Here is a 24,420-nt window from a genome sequence, read left to right as displayed (position 1 = left end):
CCTTTGTAGGAGCGAGCCTGCTCGCGATGAACTCAAGCGCGCCGCGTACATTCAGGAGAAACGCGTTACCGTTGAAGTCCATCGCGAGCAGGCTCGCTCCTACAGAAAATTACAGAGTGGCCATGGAATTCATCCGTACCCGCATCGAAACCCAGATCATGAGCCTGACCGGTTTGTCTTTGGGCAAACTCGACCTGGAAAACCCCAAGGGCGACCCCGGGCTGTTCGGGCCAGACTCGGTGAGCTGGCAAGTCCATGGCGATTTCAGCAGCATGCTGATCGGTGGCATCAGTGCCCTGATGCTGCAGGCCCTACACCCGCTGGCATTGGCCGGGGTCTGGGACCATTCGAACTTTCGTGAAGACATGCTCGGCCGCCTGCGCCGCACCGGGCAGTTCATCTCCGGCACCACCTTCGGCTCTCGACAGGATGCCGACTGGCTGATCGAAAAAGTCCGCACCATCCATTTGCAGATCACCGGTACAGCGCCGGACGGACGTGCCTACGCCGCCAGCGATCCCGAACTGCTGACGTGGGTGCATGTGGCGGAAGTCAGCAACTTCCTCGCCGCGCATTTGCGCTATCGCAACCCGCATCTTTCACCTGCCGACCAGGATCGCTATTACGCGGAAATCGCCCTGGTCGCCGAACGCCTGGGCGCCCGGGATGTGCCCCGCTCGCGGCAGGAAATTGCCGACTATCTTGAGCGTATGCGCCCTCAGTTGCTGTGCGACGAACGCAGTCGGGAAGTCCTGCGCCTGTTGCTGAACGCCCCTTCCCCCAGTCGCTTGGCCAAGCCTTTCGGCGGCCTGATGATGCAGGCCGGGATCGACCTGCTGCCGGACTGGGCCAGCGACATGCTCGGCGTCAGCCAGAACCCGCTGCAACGCAAGCTGATCCGCGCCAGCGTCAATCGCAGTGCGCCGATGTTGCGCTGGGCGGTGCGTAATGGGTCGGTGCAGCGGGCCAAGCGGCGGATGGGGATTACTTAGAAAGAACAAAGTCAAAAGCTTCGCGAGCAAGCCCGCTCCCACACTGGATCTATGTCGATCGCAAGTTTTATGTTCACAGAAAATCCAATGTGGGAGCGGGCTTGCTCGCGAAGGCAGCGCCTCGGTCCCGCGCCAAAACTGTTAAACTCCCGCGCCCAATTCCCTCCTGCAAGGCGCCCAGCATGTCTTCCTTGAATCAGGCGCTGCGCGCCGCCCTCGATCAACGCCAGGACCTGCTTGCCGAACTGCACCTGCAAGGGACCGATTGCTATCGCCTGTTCCACGGTAGCCAGGAAGGCGCCGGTGGCCTGACCATCGACCGCTACGGCCCGCAGCTGCTGGTGCAAAGTTTCCACCAGGCGCTGGAGCGCGAGACGCTGCTGCAACTGCACGAAGCGATCAATCAACACCTGGGTTTTGAAACCCTGCTGGTCTACAACGACCGCTCCCGTGGCAACTCGCGCATCGATCGCGATGACATCGTCTACCGCGCCGACGAAGCCGCCCTGCAAGACCTGGTCGGCCACGAATGGGGCCTGAACTATCGGGTGCGCGGTCGCCATGCCGGACAGGACCCGCTGCTGTTCCTCGACCTGCGCAACACCCGCGGCTGGGTCAAGGATCACAGCAAGAACAAAAGCGTGCTGAACCTGTTTGCCTACACCTGTGGTGTCGGCCTCAGTGCCGCCGCCGGTGGCGCGCGTGAGGTGTGCAACCTGGACTTCGCCGAAGGCAACCTGGCGGTCGGTCGGGAGAACGGGCAGCTCAACCCGCAGTTGCCGACCATGGAATTTATCCAGTCCGACTACTTCCCGGCCATTCGCCAACTGGCCGGCCTGCCGATCAGCCAGCGCCGCGGGCAAAAACTTCCGAGCTATCAGCGCCTGGAACAGCGCCAGTACGATCTGGTGCTGCTGGACCCTCCGGCCTGGGCCAAGAGTGCATTTGGCACCGTCGACCTGCTGCGCGACTACCAGAGCCTGCTCAAACCGGCCTTGCTGGCCACCGCCGACAACGGCGTGCTGATCTGCTGCAACAACCTGGCGAAAGTCAGCATGGACGACTGGCGCGAACAGGTTTTGCGTTGTGCAGAGAAGGCCGGGCGGCCGGTGCGTGAATGGACCGTGATGAAACCGGGCGCCGATTTTCCGTCAATGGATCAACAGCCACCGCTGAAAACCCTGATCCTGCAGCTCTGACCGTCGTCGGAGAAATCTGAAAATTCATGAACAGGCCAATCACTTCGGAACCGGAAACGCGTGCCATACTCCAACGCACTCCGATTCAGACAGATGAAGCCTCACATGTACAAAGGATTGATTCGCGCCATCGGCGCCTTGTTGACTGCTCTGGCCCTCTACAGCTTGCTGGGTTTTCTGATTTTACCGGGTGTCGCGTTGCGCGTTGCCAACCAGCAACTGGCCAACTACGCCACTACACCCGCGACCATCCAGCGGATCGAATTCAATCCGTTCAGCCTTGAACTGACCCTTTGGGGCTTGAACATCGGCGAACCCGGCAAGGAGCAGGTCGGTTTCGAGCGCCTGTACGCCAATCTGCAATTCGACAGCCTGTGGACCAAGGCGGTGCACCTGTCTGATGTCGAACTGACCAAGCCCAAGACCGAAATCCTGTTCAGCAAGGACGGCAAACTCAATCTGCTCGGGCTGTTCAAACTGCCAGCGAGCGAACCCACGCCGGCCGACCCGGATGCCAAGCCGTTTCCACTGCGCATCGAGCGGATCAAACTGGCGGGCGGCGCCGTGCATTTTGAAGATGCCCGGCCCAGCGAGCCCATCGAGTTTCTCTACGACACACTCGATTTCGAACTGAAGAACCTCAGTACCCTGCCCGATGACAGCGCCGACATGACCCTGGTGGCCGTCGGCCCCAATGGCGGACAGATCGACTGGACCGGCAACTTCAGCCTGATCCCGATCGCCTCCGAAGGTAAGCTGAAAATCACTGACGGCAAGATGAAAGCCTTTTGGCCCTATGTGCGCGATGCCGTGCCACTGGATCTCGAAAACGGCGTCATGAGCATCAGCACCGACTACAAACTCAACCTGGCCAAGGAAACCGAGCTGCTACTGAGCAATGTAGCGGTCAGCATCGCCCCCTTCGCGATCAAGGCTCCGGATGGCCGGCCGCTGGTAAAGCTCGAGCGCCTGGACGTCAGCGAAACCACCGTGGACCTGGCCAAGCAGCAAGTGGTGGTGGGCAAGATCCGCAGCCACAAACTGGAAACCTGGGCCGCGCTGGAATCGGACGGCCAACTCGACTGGCAGAAACTGTTCGCCAGCCACCCGGCCAAACCCGCTGCCAAAGCCAAGGCGGATGCCGAACCGACCGGCACTCCGGCGGCGGCAGACTCACCGAAACCTGAACCGGCCGCGCCAGACAAACCCTGGCAAGTGCTGCTCAAGGATGTGCAACTGCGCGACTACAAGGTGCATCTGGCTGACCGCAGGGCACAACCCGCCGTCGCCCTGGAACTGAGTCCGCTGAACCTCGACCTGCAAAATTTCGACAGCCTCAACGGTTCCCCCTTTACCCTCAAGCTCGATACCGGTGTAGGCAAGCAAGGCAAGATCATGGCCGACGGCGAGGTCAACCTGGCCCCGGTCAGCGCCAGGCTGAAGGTACAGACCAAGGACATCGACCTGCGGGTTGCCCAGTCCTACATCACGCCGTTCATTCGCCTGGAACTGCGCAGCGGCATGCTCGGCAGCGATCTGGCGGTAGACCTGAAAAGCACCGAGCCCTTGGCCTTCGGCGTCACCGGCCGTGCCCAGGTCGATCAGTTGCATACCCTGGACACCTTGAAAACCCGCGACTTCCTCAAGTGGCAGCAGGTCGTGGTCGAAGGCCTGAACTATCAGCATGGGGACAGCCTGTCGATCGACAAGATCAACCTGTTCCAGCCCTATTCGCGTTTCATGATCAACGATGATCGCACCACCAACATCGATGACCTGCTGATTCCACAGCCAGCGGATTCCGGGGCAAAACCGGCGGCAAACAAACCGGCCAGCAACGAAAAACCGCTGGGTATCCACATCGGCGGCATTTTCATCAATGACGGTTCGGCCAACTTCGCCGACTTCAGCCTGACCCCGAACTTCGCCACCGCCATCCAGCAACTCAACGGGCAGATCGGCACCATCGACAGCCGCCGGCCGAAACCGGCCAGTGTCGACGTCAAGGGCAAGGTCGATCGCTACGCACCGGTGACCATCAAGGGTTCGGTTAATCCGTTCGACCCGATGGCCAGCCTCGACATCGCCACCAGCTTCAAACGCGTGGAACTGACCACGCTGACGCCCTACTCCGGCAAGTTCGCCGGCTACCGTATCCGCAAGGGCCGGCTCAATCTCGACCTGCACTACCAGATCACCAAGGGTCAGCTCAAAGCTGAAAACAAAGTGGTGGTCGAACAACTGCAACTGGGTGAAAAAGTCGACAGCCCGGATGCCGTGAGCCTGCCACTGAAACTGGCCATTGCCTTGCTCAAGGACGTCGACGGCAAGATCTCCATCGAACTGCCGGTCACTGGCGACCTGAACAACCCTCAGTTCAGCGTCATGCCGATTATCTGGCAGACCCTGCGCAACCTGATCGTCAAGGCCGCGGCAGCACCGTTCAAACTCATTGGCGGCTTGGTCAACGGTGGTGGTTCGGAAGACCTGGGCAGCGTTTCATTCGCAGCCGGTTCCAGCGAATTGAGCAAGGACGCCGAAGGCGCCCTAGACAAACTGTCCAAGGCGCTCAAGGAACGCCCGGCCCTGCGCCTGGAAATCGAAGGCACCGCCGCCCAGAGCAGCGATGGCCCGCTGATCGCCGAACAACGCCTGGAGCGTGAATACCAGTACAACTACTACAAAATGCTCCAGCGCCGCGGTGACAAGGTCCCGGCCCAGGCTTCGTTGCTGGAAGTGCCGGACGGAGAAAAGGGCCCGCTGCTCGAAGGTATCTACCGCACCCGCCTGAAAACCCAGCCCCCTGCCGAATGGAAGGACCTGGGCAAGGAAGAACGCACCGCGAAAATGCGTGCCGAGGTGATCAAGTTCTGGAGTGCCAGCGACGTACTGTTGCGTCAACTGGGCCAGGAACGCGCCAGCAGCATCAAGGATTATCTGGTCGACAAGGCCCAGTTGGAAGATGACCGGGTGTACTTCATCGATGCCAATCTGGGCGAGGCGCAAAGCGACGGCCGCGTGGTGACGCCGATGCATCTGGATGCCGAGTGATGCATCGGCAGCTGGCAGGCCTGGCTCTGGCGCTCTCCGTCAGTCAGGCCTGGGCGGCCGATACCCTGCGCTGTGGCAGCCAGTTGATCAGCGTCGGCGATCGCTCGAGTGAGGTCGTGCAGAAATGCGGTGAGCCGGTCAGCCGCGACTTGCTGGGGTACAAGCGCAGTGCCGATCGACGCGAGGAGTTTCAGGTCGAGGAGTGGACCTACGGACCGAATGGCGGGATGTATCAATACTTGCGGTTCGAAGGTAATCGGCTGAAACAGATCACCAGTAAACGCGGCAATTGATTAGCACTATCCAATGTGGGAGCGGGCTTGCTCGCGAAGGCGATAGATCAGTCAACTTATTGGTTGAATGACACACCGCTTTCGCGAGCAAGCCCGCTCCCACATTGGGTTTTCAGCGTTACATATAGAACAGGCCCCGGCAATAAATGCACGGGGCCTGTGACGGCCACATCCTTATGGCCTTTCGCATGAACACTCAGGTTGCAACAGACGTATGACTCTGCCCGTCTGTCGCGCCTTCTCCCGGTCCAGGCGAGAAGCCTTGCCTTACTCGGCTTTGAGGCCGTCAGCGGAGACCGCCTTGACGCCTTTGATTTTCTTGGTGATGGCCACAGCCGCTTCTTTTTGCGAATCGGTCACGGCGGTGGTCGACGACAGCGATACCACGCCTTTTTTGGTTTCAACTTTGATGTCGCTACCTGGAATGCCTTTTTCAGTCATCAGGTCAGCCTTGACTTTGGTGGTGATCCAGGTATCGGAAGTATCTTCTTTCACTTCGGTCATTTCACCGGCAGCCAGCACCATTGGCGACTGGGTTGCCTGGGTGGTTTGAGCAAACGCGGCGTTGGCCATGGTCAGGGTCAGCGCGGTAGCAGCAGCGGCAGTGATAGCGAACTTCTTCATACGAGTAACTCCTGTTTTTCGGAAAGTCTGCCGGATGTCTTGTCGGCAGGGTTACCAAGGGTATTGCGAACGCTGTGCCAACTTTGAAACAAAGATAAAAACCTTACAAATCAAAAAGTTATGAAATCAGCCAATTTTCGGAATCATGCAAAATGCACGAGAAGCAGAAACACTGCATGCAAGTTGCGGGTTTATGGAAAGTTCCTAAGATGCTGAAATTTCTGAGCTTTATCTGCAACATTTGACGACGGGTCGACAAACAGGAAAATCCCCGCAAAAGCGGGGACTTGATTCAGCAATTCATGCCGCAGAACCGGAACACCCTTTAGGCAAGTAGTCCTCGGTAACGCTGCTCTTGCATGACCAGCCTTTGGCTTCGTCCCGTGTCAGGGTGACGGTTTTGCCCTGGACCACCCCCGGGGCATTGTGCAACGTACAAACGATTGATCCCGCCCCCGGCGTTGTAGCCGTCACAGACAGGGCGCAATGGTTGGTCGATGTCTTGCCAGCGGGCGCCACGTTGGCAATTGTCGGCGTTTCCCCTTGGCTGATCACATCCTCGAACGGCACCTTCATTGCAGTCAGCTCGGCCATCGCCGCCGTGACCTTGGCCCGCGCCTGGTACTTGGAATACATCGGCAGGCCCAGTGTTGCCAAGATCCCGATGATCGCTACCACGACGAGCAACTCGATCAGGGTAAAACCTTTCTGATAGTTCATGTACAAGCTCCATGCATGAGTCGAAGGCTCATGACCTGCCCCATGGCAGCACAGCCTGTGCCAAGGCCAGAAGCCCCTGTTGGCCGGGGGCGTGGTGTTCGCAAAGCCCTTACTTACTACCAAGATCAGTACTATCTGACGTTTTTTGTCACATCACCCTTGCGGGTTTGGCCCCATCCTTTGACTAGGCTATAAGAGCAATTCAATCGGAATACCCAGGACTGAACATGGCGGTCAAGGCAGCGAAAATCAGCGTGTATGCATGGGAAGGCATCGACCGCAAAGGCACAAAAGTGACCGGCGAACTCAGCGCTCAAAACCCGGCGCTGATCAAGGCGAAACTGCGCAAGCAAGGCATCAGTCCGGGCAAGGTTCGCAAAAAAAACCATTCGGTTTTCAGCATGGGCAAGCGTATCAAGGCCCAGGACATTGCCCTGTTCACCCGGCAAATGGCGACGATGATGAAGGCCGGCGTGCCGTTGTTGCAGTCCTTCGACATTATCGGCGAGGGCTTCGACAATCCCGCCATGCGCAAGCTGGTGGACGAACTGAAACAGGAAGTTGCGGCAGGCAGCAGTTTCGCCGCCGCCCTGCGCAAGAAGCCCCGGTATTTCGATGAGCTGTACTGCAATCTGGTGGATGCCGGCGAGCAGGCCGGTGCCCTCGACACCCTTTTGGAGCGGGTCGCGACCTACAAGGAAAAAAGCGAAAGCCTCAAGGCCCGGATCAGGAAAGCCATGACCTACCCGCTGGTGGTGGTGTTTGTCGCGACGATTGTCACCGGGATCCTGCTGGTCAATGTCGTGCCGCAGTTCGAATCGGTGTTCAAAGGCTTTGGCGCCGAACTGCCGGCCTTCACCGTGATGGTCATTGGCCTGTCGCAATTCATGCAGGCCTGGTGGTGGGTGGTCCTTGGCACGCTGATCACGATGACCTTCGGCGTACGCCACGCCCTCAGGACATCCCCGGCCTTGCGTGACCGGATGGACACCTGGCTGCTGAAACTGCCGCTGGTGGGCACCCTGATGCACAAGTCCGCCGTGGCCCGGTTCGCCCGTACTTTGTCGACCACTTTCGCTGCCGGCGTGCCGCTGGTGGAGGCCCTGGAATCAGTGGCCGGTGCGACCGGCAATAGCGTGTTCAAGCGCGCGGTATTGCGCATCCGGCAGGACATCTCGACCGGCATGCAATTGCATTTCGCCATGCGCACCTGCGGCGTCTTTCCGAACATGGCGATACAAATGACTGCAATTGGTGAAGAGTCCGGCACCCTGGACGCTATGCTCGACAAAGTCGCGGGGTTCTACGAAGACAACGTCGATAACATGGTCGATAACCTCACCAGCCTGATGGAGCCGTTCATCATGGTGGTGCTGGGTGTTATCGTCGGTGGACTGGTAGTTGCCATGTACCTGCCCATCTTCCAACTTGGCTCAGCGATCTGACATGCCCTTGAATGACATTCTGATTCACTCTGCGCTGGCCTTTGTCCTTCTCGCAGGCATCACCGGCCTGCTGGTCGGCAGCTTCCTCAATGTCGTGATCTGGCGCCTGCCGAAAATGCTCGAACGCGACTGGCGTGAGCAGGCCCATGACATTCTCGGGCTGCCAGGCGAAACGCCGCTGCCGACCTACAACCTGTTGCTGCCCCACTCCCAGTGCCCGAACTGCGGTCACCGAATCCGCGCCTGGGAAAACATCCCGCTGCTCAGCTATGTGTTTTTGCGCGGCCGCTGCTCAGCCTGTGCGGCCGCGATCAGCCCGCGCTATCCGTTGACCGAACTGGCCTGCGGCCTGTTGTCGGCATTTGTTGCCTGGCACTTCGGCTTCGGTTGGCCCGCCTGCCTGATGCTGGTCCTGAGCTGGGGTTTGCTGGCGATGAGCCTGATCGACGCCGAGCATCAGATATTGCCGGACGTGCTGGTGCTGCCGTTGATATGGCTGGGGTTGATCGTCAACAGTTTCGGCCTGTTCGTGTCGTTGCACGAGGCGCTTTGGGGGGCGATAGCCGGCTACAGCCTGCTGTGGTCGGTGTTCTGGCTGTTCAAGCTGATCACGGGCAAGGACGGCATGGGCTACGGTGATTTCAAGTTGCTGGCGATGCTGGGCGCCTGGGGTGGCTGGCAGATTTTGCCGCTGACCATCCTGCTGTCCTCGCTGGTGGGGGCCATTATCGGGCTGATGCTGCTGCGCTGGCGCAATGCAAAAACCTCGACGCCGATCCCTTTCGGTCCCTATCTGGCCATTGCCGGCTGGATTGCGTTGCTCTGGGGTGGTCAAATAACCGACCTCTATTGGCAGTTTGTCGGTTTTAAATGAATAGCCCTGTGGAAAAACCCTGGATTCTCGGCCTGACCGGCGGCATCGGCAGCGGCAAAAGTGCGGCCGCCCAACACTTCATCGATCTGGGCGTGCATGTGGTCGACGCCGATCACGCCGCTCGCTGGGTCGTTGAACCCGGCCGCCCGGCACTGGCACAAATCGCCGAACACTTCGGCACCGGCGTGTTGCAGGCCGACGGGCAACTGGACCGCGCCGCGCTACGCAAATTGATCTTCGAAGTGCCAGAAGAACGCCGCTGGCTGGAGGCCCTCCTGCATCCGCTGATCGGCGAAGAAATCGCTCACCACCTGGCGCTGGCAAAATCGCCTTATGCGATTCTGGTTTCGCCGCTGCTGATCGAGTCCGGGCAATACGCCATGACCCAACGGGTGCTGGTGATCGATGCCCCCGAACAATTGCAGATCGAACGTACCCTGCAACGTGACCAGACCAGCGAGCAGCAGGTCCAGGCGATCCTCAAGGCCCAGTCCAGTCGCCAGGATCGCGTGAGCCATGCCGACGACGTCGTGGTCAACGACCGCGACCTTGCCTGGCTGCACAGCGAGGTCGAACGCCTGCATCATTTTTATCTTTCTTTGCGTGGAGGCCAGTCATGAGCCAACCAACAACCGTCGAATGCCCAACCTGTGGCGCCCCCGTGGAATGGACCGCCGAGAGCAAATTCCGGCCATTCTGCTCCGACCGCTGCAAACTGATCGACCTGGGTGCCTGGGCGTCCGAAGAACACAAGATTCCAGTGGCTCCCGATGCCGAGGACGAGATGTTCAGCGGTGACTTCGACCCGCGCCATTGATCCATCGAGTGGGCGATTCCAGGTTTTGATGCGGATCAGGACTTGGGGTCGTCGTCCTTCCAGGGAGCCGAGAGGTAGCGTGTGCGGTTGAACGTCTCAAGCCACTCCGGACAAAACACGACCAACGCACTGACGATCATGCCGTTGATAAACGCTTCGGGAAAAATGATCAGCCATAGATATCCGACAAAATCTTCCAGCCAGTACGGCATGGCAAAACGCTCGTCGAACCATAACAACCAAAGCGCCAGCAGCAAACACAGCAACGCCGACAGCGCGGCGGCAAAAAATCCGGAAACGAAGATATACACGAAGGGATTTCGTGGCTGCGCCCTCTCCACCAGAATGGCGCAGCACTCGGTGACCAGCACCGGCAACGCAATCAACAGCGCGCCATTGACCCCGACCGCCGCCAGGTCCTGTCGGCCGAGCAACACCAGCCCCGTTTGCGCCACCAGGCCACCCACCAGCGCCAGCGGCCAGTCCAGCAGTAGCGTCACTGCGGTCATGCCGATGAAGTGGTAAGACACCCCGGTATCAAAGTCGCGCCGCACCAGCCACAACAGAAACAGCGCAAACACCGTTCCAAACAGCAGATGCTGACGACGGCTGTCGGTGAACAGTTCAACCCACGGCGCGCGACAGATCGCCCAGATCAACACCGGCACATAGATCAGCCAGCCGACCGCAAGGGTTTGCGATGACAGCAACTCTGCACCGATCATGGCTACGTGCGCCTCCCAGGCGAAGAACAACAGGCACTCAGTCTACACCGCCGCCCGCATGCCCTTCGACTTCAAGCCCAATGCCGCGGATCGTTCATCACCGCGTCATGTTCGGCGAACAGCTTCGGTAGCTCAGACTTGAGAAAGTCCACCCAGGTGCGGACCTTGGCATCGAGAAAGCGTCGCGAAGGATACAGCGCATACACATTGCGTTCGCGCAGACGCCATGCAGGTAACACACGCAGCAAAGTACCGTCGCTCAAGGGCCGCGTCGCGGTGTAGAACGGCAGCAGGCTGATGCCCATGCCCGCCTCCGAAGCCTTGACCATCGACTCGGCAACATTGCACTGAAAGGTCTTGGCCGGGCTGACGGCGTGCTCGCCGTCCTGGTCCTGGAAAAGCCATTGATCGCCGTACAGCGGGTCGAGCATGCGCAGGCATTGATGATCGCTCAGCGCCAGCGGCTGCTGCGGCACACCCCGGCGTCGCAGATAGGCCGGGGAGGCACAGGGCACGCTGTAAATCTGCCCGATGGCTTGCGCAACCATTTGCGAATCGGCAAGTTCCGGAGCGATCGAAATCACCACATCGTGCCCCTCCTCCAGCGGATCGGGATTGCGCTGCGACAAGGTCAGCTCGAACACTACATCGGGATAAAGCTCGCTGTAGCAGGCGATCAACGGCGTGAGCAGCACACCCAGGCCGTTCATGCTGTGCACCCGCAGGCGTCCGGCCGGATTGATATGAGCGCCACGGGCCTCGGCCGTCGCCTCATCCATGGCTTCGACGATTTGCCGGCTGCGCAGCAGGAAGCGCTCGCCGGCATCGGTCAGGCTCAAGCGCCGCGTGGTGCGTTGCAGCAGTCGCGCCTGAACATGCTCCTCCAGATCCGCCACCAATCGGGATACCTGCGCGGTCGACAGATCCAGCGCATCGGCAGCCCCGGTGAAACTGGCGCAGTCCACCACCCGGATGAATACGCGCAAGTTGTTAAGCACATCCATAAGCCCCCCTCGGGCGATGACTGTTACGTTTTATGTAAGGCTGCATCCGCCGTTCGCCCCTTTATCCGTCGGTGGCAAAGACTAAAATTCAGACATCAAAACCGACACGGAGCACGCCAACATGAAAACGTTGATCAGCCTGTTGCTGACCGTCATCGCCACCTCGGCCATGGCCGCTGACAACGAACCCCTCGCAGTCCTGTACAACCCGGCGCAGCCACTGGACATCGCCAGCGTGGTTTCTGTGTCGAACACCGCGACAGCGTGCGGGGTCGTACCGGCGACCATGGTGTATGTCGATCATCAAGGCCAGACCCACCGTGTGACCTACAACGTCATGGGTGATTGCACCAGCAACCTGTGATCACCGGGCTCACAGCAAGGTCCACGTGTAGCTGAGGATCAAGCGGTTCTCGTCGATATCACTGCGGTAGTTTGAACGCGCCATCGCATTGCGCACGCGAATGCCCAAACCTTTGAGGCTGCCGCTCTGCAACACATAGCCGATGTCCAGGTCACGTTCGCGATCCTTGCCCTCATAGCCCTTGCCGGTATCGACATTGTTGCCGCTGATGTAGCGCACGGTACTGGTCAGCCCCGGTACGCCGAGCGCCGCGAAGTCGTAGTCGTAACGCGCCTGCCAGGAACGCTCATCGGTGAAGGCGAACTCGTAGGTCGGCACCTCGTTGCCCAGTGGCGAGATGTTGGCAAATACCCGTGGAAATGCACTGTCGCCGAACATGCCCTGATAGCCGACGTAAAACGTATGACCGCCACGCTTGGCCGACAGCAGCGAGAAGAACGCCTGGTTGTCGATGTTGCCCAGCAGTTTTTTGCCGTCCTCGCGCGAATCGTAGTAACCGAGGTTGGCGCCGAGGATCCAGTCGCCCACCGGCTCACTGTGCTTTAAACCCAGAAAACGCTGGTTGTAGATATCTTCCAGTTGCCCGTACCAGGTACTGGCCGAGCTGCGCTTGTCGTTGAAGACATAGTCAGCGCCGGCAAAATTGAAACCGTCACTGCTGACCTGACGCTGCGGCACGTGACCCAGCATCGCTTGCATCTTTTCGTCGCCAGCTTCGTTGCGCAGGCTGGTTGAACTCAAGTGACCACCCTGCACAGTCAGGCCATTGATCTCATTGGAGGTAATGCTTGCGCCCTGATAACTCGGTGGCAGCAGGCGAATATCGCTGAATGCCAACACCGGCAGGTTGGGTTGCAACTCGCCGACCTTCAGCTCGGTTTTGGAGTAGCGCATCTTCAACGCGCCTTCCAGACGGCTGTAGTTGTCTGCCGCGCGGCCGTCGTCCTGCACCGGCAACAAACCGGTATTGGTCCGGTCCGGAGCGCTGTCGAGCTTGAGACCGAGCAAGCCGATGACGTCCACCCCAAACCCGACGGTGCCTTGGGTGTATCCTGACTTCACGTTGAGGATGAAACCCTGGGCCCACTCTTCAGCCTTCGATTGCTGGTTGGCGCCGACGATGTCGGAATAGTCGCGGCTGAAGTAGTAATTGCGCGCCTGCAACGTTGCGCTGGTGTCTTCGATAAAGCCGGTTTCAGCTGCCATCGCACCGGTGGAAAAACCCGAGACGACAGCCAGGGACAACGCCGAACCGGTTGTTGGGAGAATCTGTTTCATCGTTTTTCTCTTATTGTTATTGATCGACTGATTGAAGGACTTCAGTTGCAGTGGATTTGCGAAGGGGAACGGGACGACGAGCGCCCAACAGCACATGGGTGACCATGCCGAAAATCAGCCCCCAGAACGCCGCGGACAACCCGAACAACGACATGCCCGAAGCCGTGACCAGAAAGGTCACCAGCGCGGCTTCGCGATCGCTTGGTACTGCCATCGCGCCGGTCAACGCGCCGGCAATGGCGGCGAACAAGGCCAGCCCGGCCAGCGCCGCGATCAACTCTTTGGGGAACGCTGAAAACAGCGAGACCAGCGTCGCGCCGAAGATCCCCAACAGCAGGTAACACAGGCCGCCAACGACCCCGGCCACGTAGCGCTTGCGAGGATCTTCGTGGGCTTCGCGACCCGTGCAGATCGCCGCGGTGATCGCCGCCAGATTCAGTCCATGGCAACCAAACGGCGCCAGCAATGCCGTGCCCAGCGCGCTACTGGCGATGATCGGGCTCGCTGGCGTCGGATAGCCACTGGCGCGCAGCACCGCCATGCCGGGTACGAACTGACCGGTCAGCGCCACCATCACCAGCGGCAAGGCGATGTTCAGGATCGCGCCCAGGCTGAACTCGGGCGTGATCCATACCGGCGTGGCCAGGCCGATCACCAGCGCGTCACGATGCAAATCACCGGTGAACGCGGCAATCGAACAGCCCATCAGCAGCACCATCATCACCGCATAACGCGGCATCACACGCTTGCAGATCAGGTAGCAGGCAAACATCGCCAGGACCAGCAACGGCTTGCGCTGCATCGACACGAACAAGCCAGTGCCGAAACTGAACAGGATCCCCGCCAGCATCGCCGCCGCGATGGCGGCGGGCAGTTTGCTGATGATCCGGTCGAAAGCGCCCGAGATGCCAACCACGAAAATGATCAGGCTGCTGACCAGATACGCCCCCACCGCCTCTGCCATGGAGATGTCCGGCAACAGCGTCACCAGCAACGCCGAGCCCGGCGCCGACCAGGCGATGATCACCGGAACGCGGTAGCGCAGGCTCAAACCGATACCGAGCACGGCACTGCCAATGGAGATCGCCCAGATCCAGGACGACAACACTTCCCGCGAAAGATGTGCCGCTTCTGCCGCCTGAAAGATGATCACCAACGGGCCGGCGTAGGAAATCACCGTGGCAATGAATCCAGACACGGCGGCTGACAACGAGAAGTCCTGGAAAAACGCTTTCATGATTCAGGCACCGGTCGCTGACAACGCTGGGTTGACGCCCGCAGCGCTGCGTCGGCTGCTGATGGCGAACACGGTCATGGCCAGGGCAGCCACCGCACCGGGCAGGGCAAACGCCATGAAGTTCAGTTGCAGGGGCAAGCTGATCCCGAGCAAGGCACCACCCAGCAGCGGACCGACGATGGCCCCGTTGCGCCCAATGCCCGATGCCCAGCCCAGACCGGTAGAACGAATCGTCATGGAATAGAACTGCGCGGCGCAGGCGTACAAAAGAATCTGCGAGCCAATGGTGGTGGCACCCGCAATGGCGATCAGCAGGTACAACACCGGCATCGGGCTGTTGAAGCCCAACAGCGTGATCGACACCGCCGCCATGGCGAAAAACACCGCCAGCACTTTCGGCAGATTGAGTTTGTCGCCCAGCACCCCGCCACCGACCGCGCCGAAGATAGCCCCGAAGTTCAACACCAGCAGGAACGACAGGCTCGAACCCAGACTGTAACCGGCGTTGGCCATCAGTTTCGGCAGCCAGGAACTCAGCGCGTACACCATCAACAGGCAGCAGAAAAACGCCAGCCACAGCATCAGCGTGCGCAGCGCACGGCCTTCACGGAACAACTGCAACACCGGGGTGCCCGTGCCTTTCACTTCGGCCATGTGCAATTGATCAGAGGTTTGCGCGACGTAGGCCGGATCGATGCGCTGAAGAATATTGCGCGCCTCTTCATTACGCCCCTGACGCAACATGAAGCCCACCGATTCGGGCAGGAAATACATGATCAGCGGCAACAACAGCAACGGCAGGACCGCCACGTAAAACACCGACTGCCAGCCGAAACTCGGGATCAGCACAATGCCCAGTCCGGCGGACAGCATGCCGCCCACCGAGTAACCGCTGAACATGATCGCGACCAGAGTGCTGCGGATTTTTTTCGGCGCGTACTCGTTCATCAGTGCCACGACGTTAGGCATCACGCCGCCAATGCCGAGCCCGGCAATGAAGCGACAGAGGCCGAACTCGGTGGGGTTTCGGGCGAAACCATTGAGCACGGTGAAGCCACTGAAGAGCATCACGCAGATCGTGATGGCTTTTTTGCGACCGATCCTGTCCGACAGCGGACCGAAGAACAGCGCACCGAACATCATGCCGAACAGTGCATAACTGCCCAGTGCACCGGCTTGCAGAGGACTGAGCGCCCACTCTTTCATCAGCATCGGCAAGACCACGCCGTAGATCACCAGATCGTAACCGTCGAAGATGATGATCAGGGCACACCAGAACAGCACCATCCAGTGAAAGCGGTTGAAACGAGCGTTGTCGATAACCTCATGTACGTCGATCTTGCGCATGGCATATATCTCTTGTTGTTGTTTTTTTAGAGCGGCGGTAACACGGCTTACGTCCGTACAGCCGAGGGTAGAGCCGCCCGATACGTGGCAATATCCAGTGCGCGCAGATCACTATCCATTTTGTGCAGGGCCCTGAAACGGGCATGGAAGCGGGAGGCATTGACCCTCTCCGACAAATTGTCTTCTTTGCGATCACATTTGAACGCTAAGCTTGGGCCTATGGATGACTCAGATTACTTACGCCTGCTGACCATCGCGGCCGAGCAAGCCAATGCGTTCCTGTCCAATGCCCGCAAGTGGGAGCGTGAGCGTTGGGTCTGCCAGCGCCTGCTGCAAGGCTTGAACATTCCCTATCGCGCCGATGAGTTCGCCCCCGCCGGGGAGCCGCCGGATGTATTGTTTCGCGATGCCAGTTTCGAGGTGTTCTTCGTGCTCGACGAGGGCCGGCGCCTCAACGATGAATGGCGCGACGAACTGCAGCGCCGACGCAGCGCGTTTTCCCTGAGCCAACTGGTGCGCCGCGAGGCCAAGCCACGACGTATCCCCGCCAACGAGTTCTTGCTGCGATTGGCGCCGACCTTGCGCAAAAAAGCGCACAACTACAAAGAGCGCGGCATGGATCTGGGTGAACTGGACATCATTGCCTTCGCCAGCCTCAAACGCGAAGTACTGGACCTCAACAGCCATTTCCCGCCGCCGACCGAATACCTGCGCCAGGGCTGGCGCTCGCTGTCATTGGTTGGGCCGACATTCGCCCGCGTGCTGTTCGCTCACCCGGATGCGCCGGACTTCTTGCGCAGCAACCTGGGGCGCAGCATTGTGTTCGACGTCGGGATCAGTCTGTGAGCCCGCTGCAGGAGCTGATCGCCGAGGTGCCACAACAGGGTCGTGTACGCTGGATCGGCGTGCGCCCGCAATCACGTTCGGCGATGCTTGAACTCGATGCCGTGGAAGCGCGCCTGGAGGCCGGCCTGACCGGCGACCACGCCCGCCCCGGCGTGCGCAATGCGCGGCAGGTCACGCTGATTCAGTGGGAGCACCTGGCGGTGATCAGTTCACTGATGGGGCGAGCACAGGATCATCCGGTCCGGCCTGAAGATCTGCGACGCAATCTCGTTATCAGTGGCATCAATCTGTTCAGCCTCAAGGGCCGCCGCTTCCGGATCGGCCAGGCAACGTTCGAAACCACCGGCTGGTGCCAGCCCTGCGCGCGCCTGGAAAGCAACCTGGGCATCGGCACCTTTCAGGCCGTGCGCGGACATGGCGGAATCACTGCCCGGGTGTTACAAAGTGGCATCATTCGCCTGGACGACATCGTTAGCGTCGAACCCATTCCGGACAGCGGCTATGCTGCGTTCAACCCTGGGTAAAAACACTGTAGCTTCTACACATTCAGCAACGTCTACTCCTGACGAGGCCCGATATGACCAGCCGCCTGAACCCCGACGACCAAAAGCATGTCGAAGAGTACCTGCAGTTGTCCCAGCACCAAGTCGAGCGCCGGCCTTTCCGGCCGTGGATGCTCCTTGTACTGGTATTGGCAGTGACCATTGGTCTGGGCCTGTTGAGCCGACTTATCAGTTACCTGACGCTATGAGCTGCCTTGCGCTCGCTCGGGTAATTGCACCGATTTCTTTTAGCCTTGCGAGTTATCCTTATGTCCCATCGTATTGTCATTGTCGGCGGCGGCGCCGGCGGTCTGGAGTTGGCTACCCGTCTGGGTAAGACTCTGGGCAAGCGCGGTACGGCCAGCGTGATGCTGGTCGACGCGAACCTGACCCACATCTGGAAACCGTTGTTGCACGAAGTGGCGGCCGGTTCCCTGAACTCTTCCGAAGACGAACTCAACTATGTCGCCCAGGCCAAATGGAACCACTTCGAGTTCCAGCTGGGCCGCATGAGCGGGCTCGATCGCGCGAAGAAGAAAATCCAGCTGGCCGCCACCTACGACGAAGCCGGTCTGGAGCTGGTGCCGGCCCGCGAAGTGCCTTACGACTCGCTGGTGATTTCCGTCGGCAGTACCACCAACGATTTCGGCACCCAGGGCGCGGCGCAACACTGCCTGTTCCTCGACACCCGCAAACAGGCCGAGCGTTTCCACCAGCAACTGCTCAATCACTATTTGCGCGCGCACGCCGGTCAGACCGACACGATCGAGCAAATCAGCGTGGCCATCGTCGGCGCCGGTGCCACCGGGGTCGAACTGGCCGCCGAACTGCACAACGCCGCCCACGAATTGGCAGCCTATGGCCTGGACCGGATCAAACCGGAAAACATGCACATCACCCTGATCGAAGCCGGTCCACGGGTGCTGCCGGCGCTGCCGGAGCGCATTGGCGGGCCTGTGCATAAAACCCTGGAGAAACTCGGGGTCAACGTCATGACCAATGCCGCTGTCAGCGAAGTGACGGCCGACAGCCTGATCACCGCCGACGGCAACGAAATCAAGGCCAGCCTGAAAGTCTGGGCCGCGGGGATTCGCGCACCGGGTTTCCTCAAGGACATCGATGGCCTGGAAACCAACCGCATCAATCAGCTGCAAGTGCTGCCGACCCTGCAAACCACCCGCGACGAAAACATCTTCGCGTTCGGTGATTGCGCCGCCTGCCCGCAACCGGGTAGCGACCGCAATGTGCCGCCACGCGCCCAGGCCGCTCACCAACAGGCTTCGCTGCTGGCCAAATCGTTGAAACTGCGCATCGAAGGCAAGGCGTTGCCGGAGTACAAGTACACCGACTACGGCTCGCTGATCTCGCTGTCGCGTTTTTCGGCTGTGGGTAACTTGATGGGCAACCTCACCGGCAGCGTGATGCTCGAAGGCTGGCTGGCGCGGATGTTCTACGTGTCGCTGTACCGCATGCACCAGATGGCGCTGTACGGACCGTTCCGCACGGCGATGCTGATGCTCGGCAGCAAGATCGGACGTGGCACCGAGCCGCGCCTGAAGTTGCACTAAAACACCCCCTTGTGGGAGCGGGCTTGCTCGCGAAGAGGCCATGTCATTCAGCATTTATGTCGACTGACACATTGCCTTCGCGAGCAAGCCCGCTCCCACATTGGTTTTGCGGCGTTCTTGAGTTTCCTGCGGACAAAAAAAATCCCCGTATCTTTCGATACGAGGATTTTTAATATGGTCGGGGTAAGGGGATTCGAACTCCTGACATCCTGCTCCCAAAGCAGGCGCGCTACCGGACTGCGCTATACCCCGGTAAAAAAAAGGCACCTTTGAAGGCGCCTTCTTCGATCAGTGCTTTTGGCCTCTGATCTTAAGATTCGATTCCAGCGCTAACTGGTTTCAAAAATGGTGGGTCGTGTGGGATTCGAACCTACGACCAATTGGTTAAAAGCCAACTGCTCTACCAACTGAGCTAACGACCCAAAAATGGTCGGGGTAAGGGGATTCGAACTCCTGACATCCTGCTCCCAAAGCAGGCGCGCTACCGGACTGCGCTATACCCCGGTTTGAAATTGGCTCCGTGACCAGGACTCGAACCTGGGACCCAATGATTAACAGTCATTTGCTCTACCGACTGAGCTATCACGGAACTACACATTTCAATTTACAACTTTGAAGCTTTACTGCGTTCTCTTCAACCCGTTCGCATCGCTGCGTTCGTGTGTCTGAGGCGCGCTATTCTACAATCTTCAGCACCTCTGTCAACCCCCTAAATTGCTTTCAAGTTAATGATTTGCAACTTATTTTGGATTCCTGCTTGGGGAGCGGAAACCCTGGCGGGTGACTTACTGCGGGGCGCACTTTACAAGCCTTTTCCTTTGAGTTCAACAGCCTAACGAAAAAAAGGCCTCGCAATGCGAGGCCTTTTCAATTTTGTTGCCGATCTGGATCAGACGAAGACGATTTCGTCGTTTTCCACCACACCATGAGCCGTGTCGCCCGGCATGAATCGACCGGACAGGATCAACTGCGCCAGCGGGTTCTCGATCCAGCGCTGGATAGCGCGCTTGAGCGGCCGTGCGCCATATACCGGGTCGTAACCGACCGCGATCAGCTTGTCCATGGCTTCAGGGCTGAGTTCAAGCTTCAGCTCACGCTCGGTCAGGCGGCTGCGCAGACGGCCCAGCTGGATCTCGGTAATGCCGGCGATCTGATCCCGCGCCAACGGCTCGAAGATCACCACTTCGTCGACCCGGTTGATGAACTCCGGCCGGAAGTGGCTGGAAATCGCATCCATCACCGCCGCGCGCTGCGCCTCACGGTCACCGACCAGTTCCTGAATCTGTACCGACCCCAGGTTGGAGGTCATGACAATCACGGTATTCTTGAAGTCCACCGTGCGGCCATGGCTGTCGGTCAGACGACCATCCTCGAGCACTTGCAGCAAGATGTTGAACACATCCGGGTGCGCCTTCTCGACTTCGTCCATGAGGATCACCGAATACGGCTTGCGACGAACGGCCTCGGTCAGGTAACCGCCCTCTTCATACCCCACATAGCCTGGTGGCGCACCGATCAAGCGAGCCACGGAGTGTTTCTCCATGAACTCGGACATGTCGATCCGCACCATCGCCTCTTCAGTATCAAAGAGGAATTCGGCCAGGGCCTTGCACAGCTCGGTTTTACCGACACCGGTCGGGCCGAGGAACATGAACGAGCCGCTTGGCCGGTTCGGGTCGGACAACCCGGCGCGGGAACGCCGCACCGCATTGGAAACCGCAACGACCGCTTCGTCCTGGCCGATCACACGCTGGTGCAACAGGCTTTCCATCTTCATCAGTTTTTCGCGCTCGCCTTCGAGCATTTTCGACACTGGAATACCGGTCCACTTCGAAACGACTTCGGCGATCTCTTCCTCAGTCACCTTACTGCGCAGCAGCTGGTTTTCGGGTTTGCCATGCTGGTCGACCATTTGCAGGCTGCGTTCCAGGTCCGGGATCACGCCGTACTGCAACTCCGCCATGCGGTTCAGGTCGCCTTTGCGGCGGGCCGTTTCCAGCTCCTGACGGGACTGCTCGATTTTCTGCTGGATCTGCGCAGAACCCTGGACTTCGGCTTTTTCCGAGTTCCAGATTTCTTCGAGATCCGAGTACTCACGCTCTAGACGTGCGATTTCTTCCTGCAATTTTTCCAGACGCTTCTTCGCCGCGTCGTCGCTTTCTTTCTTCAGCGCCTGGGATTCCACCTTCAACTGAATCAGGCGACGCTCCAGACGGTCCAGCACTTCCGGCTTGGAGTCGATCTCCATGCGGATGCGGCTGGCGGCTTCATCGATCAGGTCGATGGCCTTGTCCGGCAACTGCCGGTCAGTGATGTAGCGATGGCTCAGCTTGGCCGCGGCAATGATCGCGCCGTCGGTAATCGCCACCTTGTGGTGAACCTCATAACGCTCCTTGAGGCCACGCAGGATGGCGATGGTGTCTTCTTCGCTCGGCTCGTCCACCAGCACTTTCTGGAAACGTCGCTCGAGAGCGGCGTCCTTCTCAATGTATTGGCGGTACTCGTTGAGCGTAGTGGCGCCCACACAGTGCAGCTCACCGCGGGCCAGGGCCGGCTTGAGCATGTTGCCCGCATCCATCGAACCTTCGCCCTTGCCGGCGCCGACCATGGTGTGCAGTTCGTCGATGAACAGGATGATCTGCCCTTCCTGCTTCGACAGCTCATTGAGCAGGGATTTCAGGCGTTCTTCGAACTCACCGCGATACTTGGCACCGGCGATCAGCGCCCCCATGTCCAGAGACAACAAGCGCTTGCCCTTGAGGCCATCCGGCACTTCGCCATTGATGATGCGCTGGGCCAGGCCTTCGGCGATGGCGGTTTTACCCACGCCAGGCTCACCGATCAGCACCGGGTTGTTCTTGGTACGACGTTGCAGCACCTGGATGGTCCGGCGAATCTCATCGTCACGGCCGATCACCGGGTCGAGCTTGCCGTCTTCGGCGCGCTTGGTCAGGTCGACGGTGTATTTATCCAGCGCCTGACGCGACTCTTCGTGGTTGGCGTCGTTTACCGCTTCGCCGCCACGCAGGTTGTTGATCGCATTTTCCAGGGCTTTCTTGCTCACGCCCTGGCCGAGCAACAGCTTGCCGAGCTTGCTGTTCTCGTCCATGGCGGCGAGCAGCACCAGCTCGCTGGAGATGAACTGGTCGCCCTTCTGCTGGGCCAGACGGTCGGCCTGGTTGAGCAGACGCGCCAGATCCTGCGACATGTTCACGTCGCCGGTCGGGTTCTGGATTTTCGGTAGCTGGTCGAGCTCTTTGGTCAGCTCTTTACGCAGGCTGTTGACGTCGAAGCCCACCTGCATCAACAGGGGCTTGATCGAGCCGCCCTGCTGTTCGAGCAAGGCTTGCATCAAGTGCGCCGGCTCGATGGCCGGATGATCGAGGCCGACTGCCAGGGATTGGGCATCGGACAACGCTAACTGCAATTTGCTGGTTAAACGGTCTATACGCATGGGTCACCTTCCTTTTGAGCAGGCCGGACCTATAAAACATCCTGAATGAAGAAACCTGCCAGATACCACAATAGATGTGGTCGATTCTGGGAGTTTCAAGCGTCGGGACGTTGATGCAGGTCAGGCAAGTCTAGCGGTCGCGCCCTGCCTTACGAATACGTTCCTCTTTGGCGAGTGGCTGTTGTCGTCAGGCAAGGCGCCGCGACGAGTCATAGCCCGCTATGGCGAGGAGCGGCAACGCAGCATGACGGCAACAGACGCCGTCAAAGAGGAACAGTATTCGTGAGACAGGGCGCTACAGCCAGATCAGGGAGGCGAATCGGCCAGTGCGGGGCGCACGGCGGTAAGAAAAGAAGCGAGGATCGGTCACGGTGCAGAAACCGCCACCATAGACAGCCGTTACACCGCGAGCCGCCAGACGCAAACGCGCCAGCATATAGATGTCAGCCATGAACTTGCCGGGGTTTTGACTTGGCACGAAGGCTTCTGCGGCTTGAGGCAGTTGCTGCACGAAGGTTTCGCGCACTTCGGAGCCAACTTCAAACGCTTGTGGACCAATGGCCGGACCGAGCCATACCAGCACCTCGGCAGGTGGTACGGCCAGATTATCGAGGGTCGCTTCCAGCACACCCGCCGCCAACCCACGCCAACCGGCATGAGCTGCCGCGACGCGAGTACCGGCACGGTCGCAAAACAGCGCAGGCAGGCAATCGGCGGTCATCGCCGCGCAGGCGACGCCCGGCGTTGATGTCCAACTGGCATCGGCAGTGTCCACCCGGCCTGGATTGGCATGGGCCACGACAATCCCGTGGACCTGTTGCAGCCAGGCCGGTTGAATGGAGAAATGATCGGTCAGACGACGGCGATTCTCGGCAACAGCTTCAGGGCTGTCGTCGACGTGATCGCCGAGATTGAGGCTGTCGAACGGCGCCAGACTGACGCCGCCCGCTCGGGTGGTCACACAGGCTTTGACCCCGGCCGGCGCGGGCCAGTCAGGAATCAGCCAGTCACTCATCCGATGAACGCCTCACGGTCTTGCTTGAGCAGGGTCAGCAACCAGACGAAATCTTCCGGCAATGGCGATTCCCAGCTCATGCGCTGACCGGTGGTCGGATGATCCAGTTCCAGGAAACGCGCATGCAGCGCCTGACGCGGAAAGTTTTTCAGCGACTCGACCATGGTTGGGTTGGCGGCCGGCGGAATACGGAAACGACCGCCATAGGCAGGATCTCCGACCAACGGATAGTTGATGTGCGCCATGTGCACGCGAATCTGGTGCGTACGACCGGTTTCCAGCTTCACCCGCACATGGGTGTGGGAGCGGAAGCGTTCGAGCACGCGGTAATGGCTGACAGCTTGCTTGCCACCCTCCATCACGGCCATGCGCTGGCGTTGCTGGCCGTGACGACCGATCGGTGCGTTGATCTTGCCACCGGCTGTCACCACACCGATCACGATGCACTCGTAGATCCGGCTGACGCTGCGGCTCTGCAACTGTGTAACCAGCTGCGTCTGCGCTTGAATGGTCTTGGCCACCACCATCAGACCGGTGGTGTCCTTGTCCAGGCGATGCACGATACCGGCGCGGGGCACATTGATGATGTCCGGCACGTGGTGCAGCAAGGCGTTGAGCAAGGTGCCGTCGGCATGACCGGCAGCCGGGTGCACCACCAGGCCCGCAGGCTTGTTGATCACCAGGATGTCGTCGTCTTCATAGACGATATCCAGGGCTATGTCTTGAGCGACCCATTCGCCCTGAGCTTCCTGCTCGGCAGTCAGCTCAAGGATGGCGCCGCCGTGGACGATGTCTCGCGGGCGGATAACCGCCCCATCCACAGTCAGGCGGCCGTCTTTGATCCAGGCGGAAAGGCGCGAGCGCGAGTGCTCAGCGAATAATTGTGCGGCGACTTGATCGAGGCGTTGGCCGCCCAATTCGGACGGCACCTCTGCGCGAAGTTCAATTTTATCGGACATGCTCAGACTAGGCGTCGGCACAGCCTTTGGTTTCGGCTGCGCGCTTGTGGTTAAATACGGCGTCTT

Annotated in this window: 23 protein-coding genes and 4 tRNA genes; 13 read left to right on the top strand and 14 right to left on the bottom strand. The window is 59.6% G+C overall.

Going from position 1 to position 24,420, the window contains the following annotated elements:
• The first annotated feature begins 122 nt into the window (after window positions 1-122).
• From KGA98_RS01415 to KGA98_RS01400, 4 genes are all read left to right on the top strand, one after another.
• Window positions 123-992 carry an oxygenase MpaB family protein gene (locus KGA98_RS01415; protein ID WP_223500450.1) on the top strand — a complete coding sequence of 290 codons (870 nt, stop codon included), beginning with the start codon at window positions 123-125 and terminating at the stop codon, window positions 990-992.
• 182 nt (window positions 993-1,174) lie between these two features.
• Entirely contained in the window at window positions 1,175-2,191 is a 1,017-nt protein-coding gene (locus KGA98_RS01410; RefSeq protein ID WP_223500435.1) for a class I SAM-dependent rRNA methyltransferase, read from the top strand.
• Window positions 2,192-2,284: 93 nt separating this feature from the next.
• Window positions 2,285-5,242, top strand: a complete 2,958-nt coding sequence (locus tag KGA98_RS01405) for a DUF748 domain-containing protein (protein WP_223500425.1) — start codon at window positions 2,285-2,287, stop codon at window positions 5,240-5,242.
• Window positions 5,242-5,535 (top strand): DUF2845 domain-containing protein, encoded by a 294-nt coding sequence (locus KGA98_RS01400; RefSeq protein ID WP_173677975.1) that lies wholly within the window; start codon window positions 5,242-5,244, stop codon window positions 5,533-5,535. The genes KGA98_RS01405 and KGA98_RS01400 overlap by 1 nt, the downstream gene beginning before the upstream one ends.
• 267 nt (window positions 5,536-5,802) lie before the next feature.
• On the opposite strand, the gene KGA98_RS01395 is transcribed toward KGA98_RS01400, so the two are convergent.
• Together KGA98_RS01395 and KGA98_RS01390 are read right to left on the bottom strand one after the other, a co-directional pair.
• Window positions 5,803-6,159, bottom strand: coding sequence for a BON domain-containing protein (locus tag KGA98_RS01395; RefSeq protein WP_223500415.1), 357 nt, complete (start codon window positions 6,157-6,159; stop codon window positions 5,803-5,805).
• Between the two features lie 300 nt (window positions 6,160-6,459).
• Window positions 6,460-6,879, bottom strand: coding sequence for a pilin (locus KGA98_RS01390; protein ID WP_057713264.1), 420 nt, complete (start codon window positions 6,877-6,879; stop codon window positions 6,460-6,462).
• A 227-nt stretch (window positions 6,880-7,106) separates the two neighbouring features.
• Between KGA98_RS01390 and KGA98_RS01385 the strand changes: the two genes are divergently transcribed.
• The 4 genes from KGA98_RS01385 to yacG are packed head-to-tail and all read left to right on the top strand — an operon-like array spanning window position 7,107 to window position 10,015.
• Complete coding sequence (locus KGA98_RS01385; protein WP_057713263.1) at window positions 7,107-8,324, top strand: type II secretion system F family protein; 1,218 nt, start codon at window positions 7,107-7,109, stop codon at window positions 8,322-8,324.
• Window position 8,325: 1 nt separating this feature from the next.
• Complete coding sequence (locus KGA98_RS01380; protein WP_223500408.1) at window positions 8,326-9,198, top strand: prepilin peptidase; 873 nt, start codon at window positions 8,326-8,328, stop codon at window positions 9,196-9,198.
• Entirely contained in the window at window positions 9,195-9,818 is a 624-nt protein-coding gene (gene coaE, locus KGA98_RS01375) for a dephospho-CoA kinase (RefSeq protein ID WP_218498013.1), read from the top strand. Before KGA98_RS01380 ends, coaE begins: the two co-directional genes overlap by 4 nt.
• Complete coding sequence (gene yacG, locus KGA98_RS01370; RefSeq protein ID WP_007970539.1) at window positions 9,815-10,015, top strand: DNA gyrase inhibitor YacG; 201 nt, start codon at window positions 9,815-9,817, stop codon at window positions 10,013-10,015. The genes coaE and yacG overlap by 4 nt, the downstream gene beginning before the upstream one ends.
• A 35-nt stretch (window positions 10,016-10,050) precedes the next feature.
• Here yacG and KGA98_RS01365 read toward each other — a convergent pair whose 3' ends face one another.
• Window positions 10,051-10,740 (bottom strand): energy-coupling factor ABC transporter permease, encoded by a 690-nt coding sequence (locus KGA98_RS01365; RefSeq protein WP_007990394.1) that lies wholly within the window; start codon window positions 10,738-10,740, stop codon window positions 10,051-10,053.
• Between the two features lie 71 nt (window positions 10,741-10,811).
• Complete coding sequence (locus KGA98_RS01360) at window positions 10,812-11,744, bottom strand: LysR family transcriptional regulator (RefSeq protein WP_223500406.1); 933 nt, start codon at window positions 11,742-11,744, stop codon at window positions 10,812-10,814.
• Between the two features lie 121 nt (window positions 11,745-11,865).
• Between KGA98_RS01360 and KGA98_RS01355 the strand changes: the two genes are divergently transcribed.
• On the top strand, window positions 11,866-12,108 hold the full coding sequence (locus tag KGA98_RS01355) for a DUF2790 domain-containing protein (RefSeq protein ID WP_223500404.1): 243 nt from the start codon (window positions 11,866-11,868) through the stop codon (window positions 12,106-12,108).
• Between the two features lie 9 nt (window positions 12,109-12,117).
• Here KGA98_RS01355 and KGA98_RS01350 read toward each other — a convergent pair whose 3' ends face one another.
• From KGA98_RS01350 to KGA98_RS01340, 3 genes are read right to left on the bottom strand one after another with little or no spacing between them, the layout of a single operon-like run.
• Window positions 12,118-13,386 carry an OprD family porin gene (locus KGA98_RS01350; protein ID WP_223500402.1) on the bottom strand — a complete coding sequence of 423 codons (1,269 nt, stop codon included), beginning with the start codon at window positions 13,384-13,386 and terminating at the stop codon, window positions 12,118-12,120.
• 16 nt (window positions 13,387-13,402) lie between these two features.
• Entirely contained in the window at window positions 13,403-14,623 is a 1,221-nt protein-coding gene (locus KGA98_RS01345; protein ID WP_223500400.1) for a benzoate/H(+) symporter BenE family transporter, read from the bottom strand.
• Between the two features lie 3 nt (window positions 14,624-14,626).
• Window positions 14,627-15,970: an aromatic acid/H+ symport family MFS transporter gene (locus KGA98_RS01340; RefSeq protein WP_223500398.1), complete on the bottom strand. Its 1,344-nt coding sequence runs from the start codon at window positions 15,968-15,970 to the stop codon at window positions 14,627-14,629.
• A 219-nt stretch (window positions 15,971-16,189) separates the two neighbouring features.
• On the opposite strand from KGA98_RS01340, the gene KGA98_RS01335 reads away from it, so the two are divergent.
• The 4 genes from KGA98_RS01335 to KGA98_RS01320 are packed head-to-tail and all read left to right on the top strand — an operon-like array spanning window position 16,190 to window position 18,926.
• Window positions 16,190-16,816: a DUF1780 domain-containing protein gene (locus tag KGA98_RS01335; protein WP_007970534.1), complete on the top strand. Its 627-nt coding sequence runs from the start codon at window positions 16,190-16,192 to the stop codon at window positions 16,814-16,816.
• On the top strand, window positions 16,813-17,340 hold the full coding sequence (locus KGA98_RS01330; protein WP_057713255.1) for an MOSC domain-containing protein: 528 nt from the start codon (window positions 16,813-16,815) through the stop codon (window positions 17,338-17,340). Before KGA98_RS01335 ends, KGA98_RS01330 begins: the two co-directional genes overlap by 4 nt.
• Window positions 17,341-17,393: 53 nt before the next feature.
• Window positions 17,394-17,567 (top strand): DUF3094 domain-containing protein, encoded by a 174-nt coding sequence (locus tag KGA98_RS01325; protein ID WP_007970531.1) that lies wholly within the window; start codon window positions 17,394-17,396, stop codon window positions 17,565-17,567.
• A gap of 60 nt (window positions 17,568-17,627) precedes the next feature.
• Entirely contained in the window at window positions 17,628-18,926 is a 1,299-nt protein-coding gene (locus KGA98_RS01320; RefSeq protein ID WP_090451465.1) for an NAD(P)/FAD-dependent oxidoreductase, read from the top strand.
• A 175-nt stretch (window positions 18,927-19,101) separates the two neighbouring features.
• Here KGA98_RS01320 and KGA98_RS01315 read toward each other — a convergent pair.
• From KGA98_RS01315 to rluD, 7 genes are all read right to left on the bottom strand, one after another.
• Window positions 19,102-19,178 (bottom strand) — tRNA-Pro (locus KGA98_RS01315).
• A gap of 94 nt (window positions 19,179-19,272) precedes the next feature.
• Window positions 19,273-19,348 (bottom strand) — tRNA-Lys (locus tag KGA98_RS01310).
• Between the two features lie 5 nt (window positions 19,349-19,353).
• Window positions 19,354-19,430 (bottom strand) — tRNA-Pro (locus tag KGA98_RS01305).
• 9 nt (window positions 19,431-19,439) lie between these two features.
• Window positions 19,440-19,515: transfer RNA gene (locus tag KGA98_RS01300), tRNA-Asn, on the bottom strand.
• Window positions 19,516-19,815: 300 nt separating this feature from the next.
• The gene (gene clpB, locus KGA98_RS01295; protein ID WP_057713253.1) at window positions 19,816-22,380 is read right to left on the bottom strand and encodes an ATP-dependent chaperone ClpB; all 2,565 of its coding nucleotides are present in this window, start codon (window positions 22,378-22,380) and stop codon (window positions 19,816-19,818) included.
• Between the two features lie 295 nt (window positions 22,381-22,675).
• Complete coding sequence (pgeF, locus tag KGA98_RS01290; RefSeq protein WP_223500392.1) at window positions 22,676-23,395, bottom strand: peptidoglycan editing factor PgeF; 720 nt, start codon at window positions 23,393-23,395, stop codon at window positions 22,676-22,678.
• The gene (gene rluD, locus KGA98_RS01285) at window positions 23,392-24,354 is read right to left on the bottom strand and encodes a 23S rRNA pseudouridine(1911/1915/1917) synthase RluD (protein WP_008052092.1); all 963 of its coding nucleotides are present in this window, start codon (window positions 24,352-24,354) and stop codon (window positions 23,392-23,394) included. The genes pgeF and rluD overlap by 4 nt, the downstream gene beginning before the upstream one ends.
• Window positions 24,355-24,420 lie beyond the last annotated feature (66 nt).

The sequence above is a fragment of the Pseudomonas sp. BF-R-24 genome, assembly GCF_019947335.1.
In the GTDB taxonomy this organism is placed as follows: Bacteria; Pseudomonadota; Gammaproteobacteria; order Pseudomonadales; family Pseudomonadaceae; genus Aquipseudomonas; species Aquipseudomonas jessenii.
The sequence above is the reverse complement of the archived record's forward strand: the minus strand, read 5'-3'. Positions and strand labels throughout refer to the sequence as shown.